Source organism: Acetobacter fabarum, assembly GCF_029069195.1.
In the GTDB taxonomy this organism is placed as follows: domain Bacteria; phylum Pseudomonadota; class Alphaproteobacteria; order Acetobacterales; family Acetobacteraceae; genus Acetobacter; species Acetobacter fabarum_A.
The window spans coordinates 70,301-87,773 of sequence record NZ_JARDYK010000005.1 but is presented as its reverse complement, the minus strand read 5'-3'; the positions used below and the strand labels follow the sequence as shown (position 1 = coordinate 87,773).

18 protein-coding genes, 2 tRNA genes and 1 pseudogene are annotated in these 17,473 nt (G+C 52.0%); 9 read left to right on the top strand and 12 right to left on the bottom strand.

Annotated features, from left to right (window positions below):
* Window positions 1-10: 10 nt before the first annotated feature.
* Window positions 11-1,330: a tRNA uridine-5-carboxymethylaminomethyl(34) synthesis GTPase MnmE gene (gene mnmE / locus PY793_RS08355; protein ID WP_275177642.1), complete on the bottom strand. Its 1,320-nt coding sequence runs from the start codon at window positions 1,328-1,330 to the stop codon at window positions 11-13.
* A gap of 183 nt (window positions 1,331-1,513) precedes the next feature.
* On the opposite strand from mnmE, the gene PY793_RS08350 reads away from it, so the two are divergent.
* The 4 genes from PY793_RS08350 to PY793_RS08335 all read left to right on the top strand — a co-directional run bounded on the left by PY793_RS08350 (window position 1,514) and on the right by PY793_RS08335 (window position 3,352).
* On the top strand, window positions 1,514-1,978 hold the full coding sequence (locus PY793_RS08350; RefSeq protein WP_275177641.1) for a methylated-DNA--[protein]-cysteine S-methyltransferase: 465 nt from the start codon (window positions 1,514-1,516) through the stop codon (window positions 1,976-1,978).
* A 151-nt stretch (window positions 1,979-2,129) separates the two neighbouring features.
* A complete protein-coding gene (locus PY793_RS08345; RefSeq protein WP_275177640.1) occupies window positions 2,130-2,294 on the top strand; it encodes a hypothetical protein in 165 nt (54 codons plus the stop codon).
* A 196-nt stretch (window positions 2,295-2,490) separates the two neighbouring features.
* Window positions 2,491-2,631 (top strand): hypothetical protein, encoded by a 141-nt coding sequence (locus PY793_RS08340; RefSeq protein ID WP_275177639.1) that lies wholly within the window; start codon window positions 2,491-2,493, stop codon window positions 2,629-2,631.
* A 271-nt stretch (window positions 2,632-2,902) separates the two neighbouring features.
* Window positions 2,903-3,352, top strand: coding sequence for a hypothetical protein (locus PY793_RS08335; RefSeq protein ID WP_275177638.1), 450 nt, complete (start codon window positions 2,903-2,905; stop codon window positions 3,350-3,352).
* A 211-nt stretch (window positions 3,353-3,563) separates the two neighbouring features.
* Here PY793_RS08335 and PY793_RS08330 read toward each other — a convergent pair.
* From PY793_RS08330 to hemE, 5 genes are all read right to left on the bottom strand, one after another.
* A tRNA-Pro gene (locus PY793_RS08330) sits at window positions 3,564-3,640 on the bottom strand.
* Between the two features lie 69 nt (window positions 3,641-3,709).
* Window positions 3,710-4,294, bottom strand: coding sequence for an LOG family protein (locus PY793_RS08325; RefSeq protein WP_275177637.1), 585 nt, complete (start codon window positions 4,292-4,294; stop codon window positions 3,710-3,712).
* Between the two features lie 90 nt (window positions 4,295-4,384).
* Window positions 4,385-4,837 (bottom strand): protoporphyrinogen oxidase HemJ, encoded by a 453-nt coding sequence (gene hemJ, locus PY793_RS08320; protein ID WP_275177636.1) that lies wholly within the window; start codon window positions 4,835-4,837, stop codon window positions 4,385-4,387.
* Window positions 4,837-5,529, bottom strand: coding sequence for an HAD family hydrolase (locus tag PY793_RS08315; protein WP_275177635.1), 693 nt, complete (start codon window positions 5,527-5,529; stop codon window positions 4,837-4,839). Before PY793_RS08315 ends, hemJ begins: the two co-directional genes overlap by 1 nt.
* Window positions 5,529-6,608, bottom strand: coding sequence for a uroporphyrinogen decarboxylase (gene hemE, locus PY793_RS08310; RefSeq protein ID WP_275177634.1), 1,080 nt, complete (start codon window positions 6,606-6,608; stop codon window positions 5,529-5,531). The genes PY793_RS08315 and hemE overlap by 1 nt, the downstream gene beginning before the upstream one ends.
* Before the next feature lie 368 nt (window positions 6,609-6,976).
* Between hemE and PY793_RS08305 the strand changes: the two genes are divergently transcribed.
* The 3 genes and pseudogenes from PY793_RS08305 to PY793_RS08295 all read left to right on the top strand — a co-directional run.
* Window positions 6,977-7,609 carry a Maf family protein gene (locus PY793_RS08305; RefSeq protein ID WP_275177633.1) on the top strand — a complete coding sequence of 211 codons (633 nt, stop codon included), beginning with the start codon at window positions 6,977-6,979 and terminating at the stop codon, window positions 7,607-7,609.
* 99 nt (window positions 7,610-7,708) lie between these two features.
* A tRNA-Ala gene (locus PY793_RS08300) sits at window positions 7,709-7,784 on the top strand.
* Between the two features lie 227 nt (window positions 7,785-8,011).
* A pseudogene (locus tag PY793_RS08295) lies at window positions 8,012-8,526 on the top strand (tyrosine-type recombinase/integrase); the annotation flags it as partial.
* 30 nt (window positions 8,527-8,556) lie between these two features.
* On the opposite strand, the gene PY793_RS08290 reads toward PY793_RS08295, so the two are convergent.
* A complete protein-coding gene (locus PY793_RS08290; protein WP_275177632.1) occupies window positions 8,557-10,032 on the bottom strand; it encodes an ArnT family glycosyltransferase in 1,476 nt (491 codons plus the stop codon).
* A 611-nt stretch (window positions 10,033-10,643) separates the two neighbouring features.
* Window positions 10,644-12,137: a methyl-accepting chemotaxis protein gene (locus PY793_RS08285; RefSeq protein WP_275177631.1), complete on the bottom strand. Its 1,494-nt coding sequence runs from the start codon at window positions 12,135-12,137 to the stop codon at window positions 10,644-10,646.
* Window positions 12,138-13,029: 892 nt separating this feature from the next.
* Here PY793_RS08285 and PY793_RS08280 point away from each other — a divergent pair.
* Both PY793_RS08280 and PY793_RS08275 read left to right on the top strand, forming a co-directional pair.
* A complete protein-coding gene (locus PY793_RS08280; RefSeq protein WP_275177630.1) occupies window positions 13,030-13,551 on the top strand; it encodes a Spy/CpxP family protein refolding chaperone in 522 nt (173 codons plus the stop codon).
* Between the two features lie 144 nt (window positions 13,552-13,695).
* Window positions 13,696-14,928 carry a multidrug effflux MFS transporter gene (locus PY793_RS08275; protein WP_275177629.1) on the top strand — a complete coding sequence of 411 codons (1,233 nt, stop codon included), beginning with the start codon at window positions 13,696-13,698 and terminating at the stop codon, window positions 14,926-14,928.
* A 9-nt stretch (window positions 14,929-14,937) separates the two neighbouring features.
* Here the strand turns inward: PY793_RS08275 and PY793_RS08270 are convergent, their stop codons facing one another.
* From PY793_RS08270 to PY793_RS08255, 4 genes are all read right to left on the bottom strand, one after another.
* Window positions 14,938-15,333, bottom strand: a complete 396-nt coding sequence (locus PY793_RS08270; protein ID WP_275177628.1) for a hypothetical protein — start codon at window positions 15,331-15,333, stop codon at window positions 14,938-14,940.
* Window positions 15,334-15,367: 34 nt separating this feature from the next.
* A complete protein-coding gene (locus PY793_RS08265) occupies window positions 15,368-15,553 on the bottom strand; it encodes a Trm112 family protein (RefSeq protein WP_275177627.1) in 186 nt (61 codons plus the stop codon).
* Between the two features lie 23 nt (window positions 15,554-15,576).
* Window positions 15,577-16,218: an LON peptidase substrate-binding domain-containing protein gene (locus PY793_RS08260; protein WP_275177722.1), complete on the bottom strand. Its 642-nt coding sequence runs from the start codon at window positions 16,216-16,218 to the stop codon at window positions 15,577-15,579.
* 74 nt (window positions 16,219-16,292) lie between these two features.
* On the bottom strand, window positions 16,293-17,249 hold the full coding sequence (locus PY793_RS08255) for a tetratricopeptide repeat protein (protein WP_275177626.1): 957 nt from the start codon (window positions 17,247-17,249) through the stop codon (window positions 16,293-16,295).
* Window positions 17,250-17,473: the final 224 nt, after the last annotated feature.

Sequence of the window (17,473 nt, the reverse complement as noted above, 5' to 3'; positions counted from 1 at the left end):
CACCATGCCTTTATTTGCCAATACAGAACTGCCCAAAAATGGCATCCAGCAGTTCTTCAACCCCTACATGTCCCGTTAACCGCCCCAGAGCCCGCATGGCCAGCCTGAGTTCCTCTCCCCGCACTTCGGGCCATTCCTGCCTGAGTGCTTCTTCCAGACTGGCGCAGGCATCCTGCACCCCTGCACTATGGCGGGCCCGGGTCAGCAACGGCATCCCCGTGGACGATGCAGTTAAGGCCAGCACCTTCTGCTCCAGAATCTGACGCAGCGTATCCAGCCCCTCACCTGTTTTAAGACTGACAGGGATAACACCAACGCCCTCTACCTCTGCCGGAAGGGCCGCCAAGTCAAGCTTGTTCCCGACCACAAGCGCACCGGGAAAGACACTTTGCGGGATATCAGATGCTGCAAACATCTGTACAACACAGTCAGCCTGTTTCACGTGAAACAAAGCGCGTCTTACACCTTCGGCTTCTATTTCATCCCCGGTTTCGCGCAGGCCAGCGGTATCAACAAACGTGACCTTGATCCCCGCCAGACTGCCCACAATTTCCAGCGCATCACGCGTGGTCCCCGCAATGGGGGAAACAATGGCGGCATCCCGTTCCGCCAGCCAGTTCAACAAACTGGACTTGCCCGCATTGGGTGGTCCCGTAATAGCAAATACCACACCACGACGGACACGCTCCCCCCGTTGTCCATCGGCAATATGCTGTTGCATCTGCACAATAAGATGGCGGATCCCTGCACGGATTTCCGCCTCCACTTCGGGGGGGATATCCTCGTCAGGGAAGTCTATCAAAGCTTCCTGAAAAGCCAGAAGCTTTTTCAGCTGTTCTGACCATCCTTCATAAACACGGCTCAATGCGCCATCGGCCTGCGCCAGTGCCTGCCTGCGCTGGCTTTCGGTTTCCGCTGCCACCAGGTCAGCTATGCCCTCGGCCTCCACCAGATCCATCCGGCCATTGGTAAAGGCCCTCCGCGTAAATTCACCGGGTTCCGCAGGGCGTGCCCCGGCCTGCACCAGAGCATGGGCCACAGCCTGAATTATGGCAGGCCCTGCATGCAGATGCAGTTCAAACCCGTCCTCCCCCGTATAGCTTTTAGGGCCGGGAAACCACAGAACAAGCGCTTCATCCAGCAAGGTATCCTGCACATCGGCCCGCCGCCAGATACGGCGCAGAACAGCCTTGCGTGGTGGAGGCAACATACCACAGAGCTTTACCAGAAGGTCCGCACTCCCTTTGCCGCTCACACGCATAACGGCAATAGCCGCACGCTCTACACCTGTAGACAGAGCAAAAATGGTGTCTTCCCCCTGATATCCCACCGTCCTGTGTTCCTTACTGTTTTGTTCAAGACAACATCGTGTTTTTAGTGCAGTTTTGTCTGCAAACGTAGATTTAAAAAATGATAAAAAACGGCCTATTATGGAAGGTGTTCGCAGCACCACCTATACTGTGCCAGCTTTTACCCTGCTCCACTCTGTTCTTATTCAGAAAGTGCCAGACCCATGCCTCAGCTTTCCCTTCATTCTCCCTTGGGACCACTTACCCTGTCTGAAGAAGATGGAAAAATCATTTCTCTGGATTGGGGCTGGGGGCGTGACCAGACCGAAACGCCTCTGCTCTGCCAGGCCCGGGACTGGCTGGACCAGTGGTTTGATGACCCATCAGCTCTGAGCGCCTTTCCCTTCCCACTGGAACCCTACGGCACGGCATACCAGAAAAAAGTCTGGGCGTTTTTGCAGACCATTCCCACAGGTTCTACCACAACATATGGGGAACTGGCACAAAAGACTGGCGGCAGCCCCCAGTCCGTAGGGCAGGCTGTTGGCCGCAACCCTATTCCCATTCTTATCCCGTGCCACCGCGTTCTGGCACGCAATGGGCTTGGGGGATATTCGGGGGATGGGGGCGTAGATGATAAACTCTGGTTACTCGAACTTGAAGGCGTAGTGCTCCCTCACCGGGCCTGAACAGCCCACAGGTTGCTAATCATCATGCCAGGCAACCTGTGGTTATGGTGTTAGCGCTTATCGCAATTTTGCGTTAAGTTGTTGTAAAAATAACCACTTTTGCAATTGAACATTGCTGTACCATCGCTTCCTTCCACATTCTGGTCTGGCGGTGGTACGTTTTGTGTGGCCGGATATTGCCCATAATCCGGGCTGGCATAATAGGATGGCGGAGCATAGTAGCTCTGGCCCGTTGCCTGCTCTGGCGGTGTTCTCTCTGGCATCGGCCGAGCAGGAGCCTGCTCAGACTGTGCATATGACCCGCTATATGTTTTGACATCCGCCATACGACCATATGCATACGGCATGGACCATCCCCAGCCCCATCCAGCCCAGTAAGGATTGCTCCAATACGGATCCCAACCGCCATATTCCCTGTAACCACCGTAATAGTCGGGGTATCCCCAGCCACCACCGTAATAACCACCCCAACCCCACCCCCAGCGCGGCCCTCTGTCCCATCTTCCGGGGCCATGCCAACCACCACCCCAGCCTCCGTGCCCCCCCCTATGCCAGCCGCCGGGACCACCATAAAAGTGGCCGCCCCAATGCTGCGCATAAGCATGACCGAAAGAGAGATGAACCCCCGCCAGCAGCAAAGCCAGAAGACCTAATTTTACCGTACGTGTCTGCTTCATTCCTACGCCCTCACTCTTGCCTGCTGATCAAGAGACAAGAAAATCATGTTCTAATAATGGGCACGATCTGGAAGGCTTTCCAGCATGGAATTCCATCTTTTTCAGTGTATCAGAAAAGCTGCTCCTACACGATTTACCTTGCATGTACTGAATACCTGATATACGTTTTAAACAATAGAGAAGCGGAGTGTCCTTAGACATCACTCCCTTTTGCCCCCTAACAAACCCAAATTAGGAGGCCGGACACATGGCATGGAAAAAAGCAACTTTTGTCTCCCTCTGGCTTGCGGCCCTGAGCCTTGCTCTCTGCTCCACATTTATTTTTATGACATGCGGACTTAAATTTTCTGTTTTCCATGCTGGTTTGGCCATGCATTGGCAGGATTTTGCAGATAATTCCACCCTGTCGCATTTTTTGTGGCAATCTCTGCCGGAGTCCGAACACTGGTCAGACTATGCGTTCTCGCTCCCCGGTCTGGTAGGGAGTGCCGCTTTTGTTTCCAGTATTGTACTCGGGTCTTTTGCTGCACTGCAGTTTGAGGAACTTAACAAGGATATTCAGGCTGACAGACAGGCCGATATGCGCCGGTGGGAAAACCTTCTGGTCGGGCAGATGCAGGATACACATCACTCCCCCCTGTTTGCTGCCAATATTCTTGTAGATAACCATTACACGGCAGCGGCCAAACAAGCCTGAACAGAAGTGCCTACTACGTAAAACCCCCTCATGTTCTCCAAGAGCATGAGGGGGTTTTTATTGAATAAACCAACATTTTTTGTAAATGCAGGTCATGTCTGCTTGAATTTTATATGAACTGGATTTTACCAGCGCTGCATGGTTCTGATATGCAAAAACACAGCGCTACGGAAGCACCCCGCAGGGAAGGCTGATTTTTCCGGAAAAGCCATGGTCGGAGTGAGAGGATTCGAACCTCCGGCCCCTGCGTCCCGAACACAGTGCTCTACCAGGCTGAGCTACACTCCGTTATGGCTGAATGCGCTATACATCTCTCTTGCTTCATAAGCAAGAGAGGAAATGCATGAGCGCCTTGGTTTACAGGGCAGACATAGGCTGATCATGCACCTGAGCAGACATGACGGAACACGCCAGAGCGGCCGATATGTCTGGCACTACCTGAAACAACGTCCGTGCTTCTGCCGAAGCAAAGCCCTGACTGACCGCCGTATCCAGCATGCCGACCATAGCATCTCCCCAGCCATCCACATTGACCAGCAGAATGGGCTTTTTATGCTGGCCAAGCTGCTTCCAGGTCAGAATTTCCATTGTCTCATCAAACGTGCCAAATCCACCTGGAAGAATCCAGAACGCATCAGCCTGTGCAAACATGATCTGCTTGCGAGCATGCATGGAACCCGTCACAATCAGTTCGGAAACCTGATCATGCATCCGTTCACGGGTTTTTAAAAACTCGGGAATAACCCCTGTTACCGCCCCACCGGATCGAATAACGGCGTCGGCCACCACACCCATGAGCCCATTGGCCCCACCGCCATAAATCAGTCGGATATTTTTTTCAGCCAACATTTTACCAGCCAGTTCAGCTGTCTGGCGATAAACAGGTTTATCCCCCATGCGGGAGCCACAAAACACTGCAACAGAACGCACAGTTAAGGACATATTACGCCGTCTCCCCGGTATTGTATTTTTATAAATTTCAGCGATTCAAACATATGAGCAAAAAATAATCCATGTTTTTAACACGGGTTTTCAAAATGGCCTGACAACAACCATAATCACGATAATCATCATCAGTACAGTTGGCACTTCATTAGCCAGTCTGTAAAACTTTTCCGAATGCTGGTTTTTATCCTGTGCAAACCCACGGTACCACCGGCCACACAGACCCTGAAAACCAAACATAAGCAGCACACTCAGCAGTTTTAAATGCCACCAGCCAGCCCCCCAGTCCACCGAGCCTGGTGTTAAAACCAGCAAAACGCCAAACAGCAGGCTGGAACACATGGCTGGCACCATAATAGCCTTGATCAACCGGCGTTCCATGGTTTTGAACCGCGTATTTTCCGCAGTCCCGGCCTCAACCTGACAATGATACACAAACAGCCGGGGTAAATAAAACAACCCCGCCATCCACGCCATGACAGACATGATGTGAAACGCGACAAACCACCTGACCCACGGAAGAAGCACGTCAAAAACCATTATGATGCAACCTTGATCAGTCTGGAAAGGATATGTGGAAAATCGGATAATTTCTCTATCCTTTCGACCCCTTTCCAATCCGGAACCGTTTTTTCCGGTGCGCGAAGCATAACACAGGCCATACCTGCATCAACTGCCGCTCTGGCACCGGGGTCACTATCTTCAAGCACGACACATTCGCACGGCAGAACACCCTCTGCCTCAGCAGCTTTCAGGTACACATCGGGTCGCGGCTTTGGCACACCCATATCCCGCGCGGAATGAATACGCCCGCCAAAATATGGGGAAAGACTGGTTTTCTCAAACTTCACGTCCATTTCCTCGCAGGAGGAATTGGACGCAACACGCATGGAAACACCCAGTTTTTGCACGGCATCAAGCATGGCGTGCACACCGGCAATGGGTTCTACGCCTTCCTTCATAGCCGTTACAAACCGCTGCTGCATTGCTGGCTCCCATTGAACGCCTAGTTCTTTACCTGCATTGCGTTCAATCATGGGTTGGATGGTCGCCAGGGACATGCCAGAAAATGTATGTACAGCCAGTGCATCTGGCACATCCCACCCGGCTTCCCGCGCCGCCTGCGCACACAGGCGGCAACAGGTTTCCTCGCTATCAACCAGCACACCATCACAGTCAAAAATAACCAGTTTGAGGGGCCCGCGAAAAACCTGGGAGAGCGCCAGACTCATCAGGGCGTTTCCCGCACGGTTTGAACAAGATCAGCCACATGCTCCACAGGCGTTTGAGGCAGAACACCATGGCCAAGGTTAAACACATGGGCACGTCCCCGCCCCGCTTCACGCACTTGCAGGGCTTCACGCCGCATGGCATCCCCCCCGGCAAGCACGGCAACCGGGTCCAGATTACCTTGTAAGCCTAAAGTTTCTGGCACCATTTTACGCACGCTCACCATATCGGCCCCGGTATCAAGTGCCAGAACATCCACCCCTGTCTCGCGCGCGTATTCTGCGGCCATCACGCCCGCAAGGCGCGGGAAACCAACAACTTTTACATGCGGGTAGCGAGCCTTGATGGTCTGCACGATCTGCCGGCTGGGCTGGATAACGTGACGGCGGAATTCCGAAGGCGGCAAAAGTCCGGCCCATGAATCAAACAGCATAACGGCTTCTGCTCCAGCTTCAATCTGGGCACAAAGGTAGGTTGCTGTTGTTTCGGTCAGCAGGGCCATAAGCCGGTCAAAAAGTGCTGGATCGGAAAAAGCCATGTTCCGCGTTACAGAAAATTCGCGCGAGCCGCGGCCTTCCACCATATAACAGGCCACGGTAAACGGAGCACCGGTAAAACCGAGCAACGTGGTTGCACCGGGTTTAGCAACCCCGATACTGTCTGGCCCATCCACTATCTTGCGTAACCGGGAGAGGGTCTCCAGCACAGGGGCAGTTGCTTCTGCAATGCGGGCAGGATCCAGCGCATTAAGATCCCGTTCGGAACGGATAGCACCAAGCACCGGACCTGTGCCTTCCACAAATTCAAGGGACTGGCCCATGGCCCATGGCAGGATCAGAATATCCGAGAACAGGATGGCGCCATCCATACCAAAGCGGCGAATGGGCTGCAGGGTCAGTTCTGTTGCAATATCGGGGGTCATGCAACGGGTCAGAAAATCCGCCTGAGCCCGCATAGCGCGAAATTCAGGCAGAAACCGGCCAGCCTGCCGCATCAACCACATCGGAGGGGGCCACATAGCCTCCCCATTCAGAGTTCTGAGCAGACGTTTGGCGGCGGGAATATGTGTTTGCGTTGTCATGAGCAGAAGTCCTGCACGTCTTTGTCCGCGCTGTCCACGTCCCTCTTCCTATAAAAAAAGAAAGAAAAAGATTTGATGATATATGAGGGTACTGTTGATAACGGGGTACCCGGCATTCCAGGAATGTACCCCATCTTTCCCACACTGTGTACAGATTGAAGACCCTTGCAAAATAAAGGCTTTTTGGAGTTATCCAGAAAACATCCAACCACCCCTGTGTACAACTCACCGGTTCATGAGAGTTGCAGGTTGTGCCCGGTACTCGGTACGGCCATGTTCTGAACCCCGTACAATCCACATGTACCCCGGTACTAAGGGAAGTACTCACAGCCCCATTTTTCACCAGTACCTGAAAGAGACTCGCCTCCGTGACCGATTTAGTACTAACGCCGACTCTAATACAGAACAGAGCGGACAAACTGCTTCTGGCCAGTGGTTCTGGTGCCAGGCGGCGTATTCTGGAAAATGCCGGACTGGCCTTTGATGTTGAAGTTTCCGAAGTTGATGAGACGCATCTCAAGCATGAAGGCTTACAGCAGAACTGGTCTGCCGATACGGTAGCCCTCCGCCTTGCAGAAGCTAAGGCACTCTCGATTCAGGAACCCGATCGGCTTGTAATAGGGGCTGATCAGATGCTGAGCTGTGGTGGAACATGGTATGACAAGCCGGAGGGGATGGCCGGAGCCCGTCAGCAACTGCTTGAACTGAGGGGTAAAACACATACCTTGCATACTGCAATCGTGCTGTGCCGGGATGGGCATATTCTTTGGCGGCATATCGTCCGGCCAAGACTGAGCATGCGTGCATTTTCACACGCATTTCTGGAGCAGTATCTGGCACTGGAGGGAGAGAGCTGCCTTGGTTGCGTTGGGTCCTACCGGCTGGAAGGTCGGGGCATACAGCTGTTTTCTGCAATAGAAGGCGATGCCTTTGCCATTCAGGGATTGCCGCTCCTGCCCCTGGTTGCCGCACTGCGTGAGATGAAAGTGCTTCCAGATTGAAAATTAGGACTTGTCAGCATTTTAAGTAGGTTGTAAGAGGCTCAACACACACCGCGAGACTGCTATAAAACAGGATCGTGCAGTGTGTAACAGAACAGTGGGGCCATAGCTCAGTTGGGAGAGCGCTTGAATGGCATTCAAGAGGTCGGCGGTTCGATTCCGCTTGGCTCCACCAGTTCTTCTTCCCAAGCCTCTGAAAAATAAATACTTTTGTTAGAGCTTGGAAGCCATACCCCTCTTAAAATCCCCCTTACGATAGCGCTTATTGAGCGCTGTGATTACCCAAATTTGAGGTTTGTTGGGTTGTCACCGCGCGTTGCTCCCACAAAGGTTGTCCATTACGCTTCTTGGGTTGCATAATAGCTGGGGAAGGCCGTGTAACATCCTGCCGTGTGTGACGGTAGGCTACGTGGGCGGATAGAACGGATCCTCGATTACGCCACCACCCACGACTGGCGCGAGGGAGAGAACCCGGCCTGGTGGCGCGGTCATCTAGCCAATATTCTGTCCAGACCGTCCTCCATCGCAAAAGTGCGACACCACCCAGCCATACCCAGAAAAGACATTGCTCACGTTATGGCAAAGCTGGCCACCGCCGATGGCATGGCAGCAAAAGCCGTCCGCTTCACCTACCTGACTGCTGGCCGCTCTGGTGAGATCAGAAACGCCGTCTGGTCGGAAATTGATCTGGCTGCCAGGATATGGACCGTCCCAGCCTCTCGCATGAAGACGGGCAAGGAACACCGCGTCTCTCTATCCGAAGGTGCAATGGCTGTTCTGCAAGACGTGTTACCCTTGCGGGATAGGCGCGCCGGGGAGATATGGTCTTCCCTGGCGGGCGGACCGGCAGGCCGCTCTCCGATGTAGCCCTATCCAAAGCTTTGCACATGGCGGCCGGCACAAAAGAAGTGACCGTACTGATCTTCTTTATTGCATATCATTCCGGATTATTTCAGGCGATAAACATCCATATCCTGCCAACCTAACTTACCATGAAAAACAAGGGTATAATCCCGCTGGACATACGAAAGCACCAAAGCCCTGGCTTCCCAGTTTTCGTCCCCTTTATAGGGTGAGCGAATGATAACAGTGCCTGGTGCGCTGAGCATAATACGTTTGACTTCCACTATGGCGGGGATACCAATCGCTTTTTCCTCCCGCGCACGGGACAGATGGCTCGGAAATGCGTAGGGGGTGGGAATACAAGCTCCACTCATACGATAGAGAGTTGAAACGCCACTGTAGACAAACAGACATTTGCTGCGGTCGACATGCTGCAAAATAGTCGACAGTTCGCTCTCAGAGCCATGCGCTATTTGTGTAACGGCAAGTTTGATCTGACCGATAAGAAAAAAACAGCCAAGGAAAATAAACGCTCGCCGTCTTTTACCTTCACGTCCAAAAAATGGAGATGCGGCGATGCTGGCCGGAATAATAATGGGTAACAGATACTGCTCAAGATAGGTTCCAAAAATCAGGAAGCCAAAAATGGCAGCCAACAGCCAGCATAGTGTAAAACGATAACTTGTACGTGCAAGGGAATTACCGAGAGGTACATGTATTCTAATACAGAAAAGTAAGGGCAGGAGAATAAGCAGTATGCCTTTTAGACGACTATAGATGACGCTATACGAAGGCGAACTCCGCTGCCATATTGATGAAAAATTGGCAAATATGAATGGCTGCACCTGACCAATGGTAAAATAATATCCGATTGCAGCAAGTGTTGGGGAAAGAGAAATAAAAATCCAAAATAGGGCATAAACTGGTAATAAAATGCGTAATCCTGCCCTCCATGCTATATACAGCCAGCAACACCCAAAAAATACACCTTCAAACACGACCGTGTATTTTATCTGCATTGCAATACCGAGCAGAAGCATGGTCACAGAGCCTTGTAGCCATACTGGCTGATCAGACAAACGAGCCCAGCCACGCAATGTAATCAAAGCCGCAATGGCAACCGGTAAACCGTAAAATATTTCAGCCTGTCCACCATTTGCAGAGCCCAGGGTCAACCAGATGAGATAGGCGATTGCAGCAAGAGTTGCTCCTGTATTGGTTGTGAAATAACGTGCAATTTTTGCAATAACCAAACCTGTTAAAAAGACAAAGACTGTCCCCACAAGCTGGTAAGCCCAAACGCCTCCCCCCCCCAAGCATCCTATACCCGCATAGAGAAGGAATAGGCCGATTGGTTTACGGTCCCATATATCCACATATGGTAACGCACCATGCAGCATTCTTTCTCCGACTAGAAGATAGAAGCCTTCGTCTGAATCAAGCAGAGGATTACCAAAAATTTGAATGCGGCTTACAATGGCAAAACAAAGAATTGTCAAACTATATTTATTGAATATTTTTTTCTCGCTAAAATAAAGATGACATTTTGAAAATAATTTTTCCAGAAAAACCGTAACCATCCCGGATCCTATACAGAAACCTGATACACAGAATGCAGCAAGTTTATTTATTGATTAACGTTTTAGAAAAATCTCTTATATTGTTGAAAATCACATGTCCATTTTTTTTTGAATGATGATTGATACGCCTTACCTGAAAGCGCACTGTACGGCCTCGAGCCTGCGAGTAAACTGTGTCACCTGATCAGTCGTGCCATAAGGTGGTATGAAAATACGAAGCTCCCTGCCGTGACCAACCGCAATGGGAGAGTTCTGAATTTCTTCATGACTGCTGGCGGACCGGAGTTATGATGCAGAGTGATTCCGTAACCCTCTTCAGGAGAGAAGGAGCGGGCCGTGTATTCCCGAACAGAAATCCCCCGCGTGTTCAGTCAGACACAACAAGCGATGCTATAGGTTGCAACCGCTATGATGGCTCCTGAGCTTGGTTTCTGTGTCTGGCAAAGTGCCACGGATGGAGATTGAAGCACTTACCATCGACCTTACCCTTCTCACATGCAGACCCGTGAGAAGAAAAACATGGATGATCTGTACTTTAAAACCAGGAGAGGTATGGTATCTCTCCTGCTGTTATTGGCATACAATGTCCGCAATAATAAAAAGAAAAATTTTTAGCTTAATATTTCTTTCAGTTTCATAATTGCGGCACCAGTGGACCGAGAGGCTTCGGCATAAGGAGTATGTGCCTTGAGCATTGCCGTGGCTTCATCATAGTACCCTTCATTAATAACCTCGGCGACTTCACTGGCGGCTCTATGGAACTCCGCATGTTTTTTCCGACAGAATTCAAATTCGGGAAGGTTTTTGTAGTCCTGCCTTGCTGGCCCGTACAGCCACTTCCCCAACATGCAACAGTTATCTTTTGCTATTGTATGCGCGTCCAGTTTCTGCCGCCGCATGATTGCAGTACGTAGTTTGGCTTTCCACTCAGCGTGTGCAATCAAAGCTGAACTTAAGTCAATTTGACCATGCAGAGTTAACGGTTGACCATCTATACCTTCAAACTGATTGATAAAACATTGTAGTGTATCGGTTTCTTCCGCCATTTTACTGATCGTGGAGGCAGACTGCTCCACCATGGTCGCATTTTGCTGCGTAATCTGATCCAAGGCGCTAACCGCTGTATTGATTTGCTGGAGCCCGGTGGCCTGCTGTTGCGCTGCCACAGCCAGCCTCTGGGTCAGGGTATTAATCTGATTTATATTATCAGCAACATTTTTTAATGCGTCCTGACTGTTCCCCACAGATTGCACACCATTCTCAATTTCGTGACCGGCATCACCAATCAAACGCCGGATTTCTTTCGAAGCCACAGAAGTACGTGCTGCCAGCGCCCGGACTTCACTTGCCACAACAGCAAATCCTGTCCCTACTACACCTGCTCTGGCGGCTTCGATACTGGCGTTAACAGCCAGTATATTCGTCTGGCTGGCAATATCATTAATGGTTCCTATGATATTTTCAATTTTACTCGATGAATCTTTGATTTCACACATAACAGAAACTGTTTTTTCCATAAATCTTCCAGATTCAGAAAGGATATTTTCTGCATTTTTAACAATATCTCTTACAGTTTCTGCATCTTTTGCGGTACTTTTTACTGCATCTGTAATTTCAGAAAGAGCCGAAGCTGTTTCCTCAAGGTTGGAAGCCTGACTTTCCGTTCTTTTTGCCAGGTCCGTGGTTGATTTACTGATTTCATGACCACTTACATACAGATGCTGGCTATTGTTATTAATAACACGCAATGTTCCCTGAAGGGTCTCCATCATTACGTTAAAATCATCACATAAATCTTGAAATTCAGCCGGAACTGGCATTGGAATACGATACGCCAGATCAGCTGCCGCCAGTGCGACAAGACCTTCGTCAATATATTTTGGAACACCGGGATCTATGTGGTGTTCAACTTTTACGTCTATTTCCTGCTCGATATGTTTTGAGTGAGAGATAACTTTCCCTATCTCATTCCTGATGACTTCCGATATATTTTCTTTAGCCCGCTGCAAATTTACACGGTTTTGTCCAAAGAACAGTGTTCTTGGCCATTCCCTTTCAATAATCGTGTCAATTTCATCAATCAGTTTTACAGCAATCTCATTCACGTCGCGGAGCCCCTCTTAAATGTAAACTTATTTTTATTGATTGATTTTTCCACACTACTTCATACTCGGAACCCTTTCAGAAGTGAAAAACAATAATTTGCTTTCACTTTGCATTTCCTGGCCAGCCTGCCATTTTGCAAATCCTTCGCAACAGATAAGGGGCTTGAGCAAAAATATCACAGGTTTGTACGAACCTGATGGCCACCACATGGCGACCGTCCTGATATCCAGCATCCTTCTTTTAACCCTGCCAAAATCATTTGCGTTCGATTTCTCAGAAACCGTGCACTGTATTCTGCAGAAAATTCTGTAACGCCATCAATGACATATGCCCTATCCAATGCGGCTGATTTACCCTTTTTAGTGACTGCCGAAAGGGAGGAGCACCGGTTATATGGCTCGGGGTTGAGCCAATGACAAGAGGCTTGAAAGTTATCCTTCAGCTCTCTTCTCCGGTGACCTGCCGCCGGATCGGGAATACGGCTCAGTGGTATTGTGAATTGCTGTCAACTACGCAGAGCAGGTCTGGTGCTTGGGGCCACAAAGCGCATGACGATGTCAGGGAGCATTATCCGCTTAATCCGGCGGAGTAAGGCAGGCCGTTGGCATAGGCACAGGAAATGCTCCCAGAGGCATCGCCTCCACGGCCACTCCTGCGCCATATCGTCCGCTGGCAGTCATGATGTCAGATAGGCGGAAGAAGATGGGGTGCAGCCGCTCAAACGGGATGATGCGACACACTTTAGGAATTTATCGCAAATCGCCAGAAACTGGTATTCCAGTTCGGCATCCTGTAAGGGATGCAATGCCTTTTTTCAGACATATCCGGGTGTCACTGTTCTTCACAGGCAGGGTGTGTGGTGCCTTGCAGCATGGCATTGATGAAAGCTGAATGATGAAAAGAGCATTGCTGGCAACAACACTGGTTATGGGTCTTGCAGCGTTTTCCGGGGCTGCTGCTCGGGCGGATGGCGTTGCGCCTTCTGTTGGAACGCCTCCCCCTGTGCCGGAATGTGGTGGCATGCACCACGGGCCGGGTGGGCATATTCTTAGGCTGGACGGGGTCAAACTGACCGCCGAACAGAAAAAAAAGATCAAGGCTGTGTTCGATTCCAATCGGCCGGAAGACCCCAAGGCAGGTATGGAGCAAGCTCATGCCCTGCAGGAGCAGATCCGTACCGTGCTGACAACACCGGGCCCGGTTGACCAGGCCAAGTTGCAGGGTCTGGAACAGCAGATCAGTGCGTTACATACGCAGTATGCCCTGCATAAGCTTCAGGTTGAGGCGCAGATCCATGATATTCTGACCAGCCAGCAACTCAAGCAGATTGCCGAACAGCCTGAGCATCCGTTGGATTGTAGAGGTAAAATGCCACTCCAACTCAGGCCTGCCCAGAGTGGCAAGCCAGAATAAGCCAGATATCCGGGCTGCCGGTTCGTCCGGCAGCCTTTTTGACGGGATACGCTGCCCGAGCAGGAGGTGCCCGGTTTTAGGTGGTGGACAAAAGCAGAGTGGCGGGAGAAAAAAAGACCTATTCTTTCTCCGGTAATTTAAAATATGACACCTTCTCCCACGGCCCCGATATCCGTTTTTCCATTAAGGCTTGTTTTTCTTCTGGGGCTGGTCACGGCCATCGGGCCGTTGGCGACAGATATGTATCTGCCTGCTTTTCCATTGGTCGAGCATGATCTGGGGGGTGGGGCCGGGTCTGCACAGTTTACGCTGGGAGCATGGTTTCTGGGGTTGGCTTTTGGTCAGTTCTCTCAAGGCCCTCTGTCTGACCGGTTCGGGCGCAAGGGGCCTCTGGTCGTGGGGTTGGGTGTATATGCACTCGCCTCTGCCGGGTGCGCACTGGTGAGTAGTTACCACCTGTTCTGCCTGTTGCGTTTTATTGGCGCGTTTGGTGGGTCCGCCTGCGCGGTTATCCCACGTGCAATTGTGCGGGATGTGGCAACAGGCAAAAAAGGCGCACATATAATGGCGCAGTTGACACTGGTTTTTGGTGTCATGCCTGTTCTTGCTCCGGGGCTGGGAAGCCTTGTTTTAAAAATGGGTGACTGGCGATGGATGTTCTGGATTGGTACGCTCTACGCGATTGCTGCCATTGTGGGTGTGCTGCTTATGCTGCCCGATACGCTGGTGGCTGAAAGGCGTATCCGTTTCCGCCCGGTGGAAATTTTATGGCGCTACCAGAGTATTTTGCGCGAGCCGGTCTTTTTTTCCAACGCCCTGATCACAACATTCTCCACTTTTGTCATGTTCGCCTATCTGGGCAGTGCGCCTGTTCTGTTTGAACAGAGATTGCATTTTTCGGCAGGAGCGTTTGGACTTTTTTTTGGTGCTAATGCGGCTGCTTTTATTCTGGGTACCCAGATCAACGGACGTTTGATTCATCGTGTATCCATGCCCGCCCTGCTGGATGGGGCTATTCTATGGGCTTTTGTGCTGGGGTGTGTCTTTGTGGCTCTGGCACTGGCGGGTGTGGTCGGGGTAGGTCATCCATGGCTGACCTGCGTCTTTATTGTGGGGCTGACCGGAGCATTGGGGTTTATTAGCCCCAATGGTACGGTCATGTCCTTCTCCCGCCATGGGCACCATGCGGGGAGTGCATCTGCCCTGCTGGGTACCATGCAGTACAGCTTTGGCTCGCTCAGCAGTGTGCTGGTTGGCCTGTTACCCGGAGGAGGTGCCATTCCAACGGCCATAGGGATGATGACCGGCGTTATGGGGATGGCTATAGGGGATATTCTACGCCGCAGAACATCCCACCAGCATGATGCAGAGTTTTAAAGTTCCGCGTTATCTGGATTTTTGCACATGGCTGTCGTCCGGCTTGCCGTAAATAGCCTGTGCTTGAGGCGTAATGGTATGGCCGTCTTCCGTAAGCATTGGGCCAGCCGAGCCACCACCATCATACATAGGAGGCAGGACTTCGTAGTGGTCTTCGGGTCTGGGTGGGGTGTCTGGTTTTTTTATGCCTGCGGCTTGCTGGGCTGCATCCAGCTTTTCCTGCCGTTCCACATCTCTTTGCGCAGCCCGTGCTTCTGCCGGTGCAGCCTCGGGTAAAAAGCGGCCGGGGCGTTCGGGGGGGAGATCAATATCATCCCCCTCAATCATGTGGTGGCAGCCTGCCAGCACTGGAGCGAGCAGGAGCAGGCTTTTAAAATAAGCGTGGTTTTTTTTTCCCAGAAGCATGGGCAAATCCGAGGCAGAGGGAAAAAAGCGTCAATCAGCCTTCAATACGGCGGGCTTCGTCGGGTAGCATAACGGGAATACCGTCAAGGACAGGAAAGGCCAGTCCGGCCTTTTCGCTGATCAGTTCATTGGTCTGCGCGTTAAAAACCAGCGGGCCTTTGGTCACGGGGCAGACCAGAATGGACAGAAGGCGCGGATCAAGCGGTGCTGTATCGGACATAAAACGGTTCCCACATCATATTGTCAGGAAGGAGGGCCTTCCTGTTCCGGACCCGACAGGTCTAGCAGTGTTTGCAGGACCCGCACACGGTCTGTCAGATTTTCTGCATCCAGCAATGCCTGTTTTTCCGCCGGAGGGAAAGGACAGATCATGGGTAAAGTGACCAGAAGCAGGCTGTCGTCCATCTGTTCTATCAGGGACCAGCGGGCATTCAGTCCTTTTTTTTGAAAATAATGCTTGAGCGAGTTCAGGAGCTGGGCCCGGTCAAACGGTTCGGAAGGAATTTCGTTCAGGTCCCCCGCAAAGGAGGATACGTCAATACGTGCAACCCTGTAACCACGGCGTAGCCCCGTCTCACGCAGCAGGCGGAAGCGGAGCAGGCCGGTCAGGGTCATGGCGTAGGTGCCATCGGCCCGTTCGGTCATGGAGGTCAGGCGGCCAAGGCAGCCAATGGGATAAAGGGGGGGCGCTTCGTTTCCTTCGTCTTCATCTTCCTGCCAGCGGGGCTGAATAAGACCGATCAGCCTGTGTGATGCCAGGGCATCTTCCACCAGAGCAATGTAGCGGGGTTCAAACACATTGAGCGGCAGCTTGCCCCGAGGCAGGAGCAGCACGCCACTCAGTGGGAAAAGCCCCACTTCTGGCGGAATATCCGCCAGTGTCATGTCTCCCAGCCGTGGAATACGGCGGGGAATATCATCATCTACAAACAGGGGTGTTGTGCGGGGCAAGAGACGGATCAGGAGAACAGGAGGGAGGACAGGCGGCGGCGGGCCAGAACCGTAGCGGGGTCATCGTTCCCCCATGCTTCAAAAAAACGCAGGAGCTGCTGGCGGGCTGCGCCATCTTTCCAGCTCCGGTCGGCCCTGATGATGTGGAGCAGTTCGTTTGCTGCGTCCTCACGTTTGCCTGCGGCGTTCAGGGCTGTAGCCAGTTCACAGCGGGCTTCGTAGTCCTCCGGGTTGGCGTCCAGCCGTGCCCGAATGCCTTCCATGGCTTCGGCTGCCTGACGGCCTTCCTTTTTCAGCTCAAGGGCTGCGCGGGCCCCGGTGACTTCCGGTGCATCCGTGATTTTTGCGGGTACATCGGCCAGTGCCGCTTCTGCGGCTTCTTCATCATCAAGAGCCAGCATGGCACGGATCAGCCCACCCCAGGCTTTGGCGTTTTCGGGCTCCTCGCCAATAACGGCAGAATACATGGCTGCGGCTTCGGCTGGCTGACCCGTTTCCAGGGCGACATCGGCTTCGTGCAACTGCTCTGTTGCAGGCAGGGTGCCACCCCCGCTGGCTTTGAGCAGGGTTTCCACAAATTTTTTCACTTCACTTTCGGGCAGGGCTCCCTGGAACACGTCCAGAATCTGCCCTTTCCAGAAGGCTGCCACCAGCGGAATGGACTGGAGCGGCAGGCCAGCCTGTGCCAACTGGCCTGCAAGGGCGCGGTTGGCTTCAATATCAATTTTAACCAGCCGCACCTTGCCTTTGGCAGCGGTGACGACTTTTTCCAAAATAGGGGTCAACTGCTTGCACGGGCTGCACCATTCCGCCCAGAAGTCCACCAGAACAGGTACGTTCCGGCTGGCGTCCATAACGTCGTGCATAAAGCTTGCCTGCGTACCATCGGTAATTACAGCAGCAGCATCCGAGCCGCCAAAACTGTTATCCGTGCTCGGGGCTGACTGACCGATCAGATGCTCCATCTGGTTTTGTTCCTCAAATTTCTGTCACGCAGGCAAAATGGCGTCTGCGATGCTTTTGGCCACAGTACACCACTTGTGTCTGTAAATGGTCAATCATGTTCGCAAGCGCAATGGCCGGAATGGTCGGGTCGGGCATTTTGCATGGCGGCTGCCTCTGGTGTGTTTCATGGATTGCATAGGGACGGATTAAAGCGCCATAATAGAGGACAAAACAGGAACGGCGG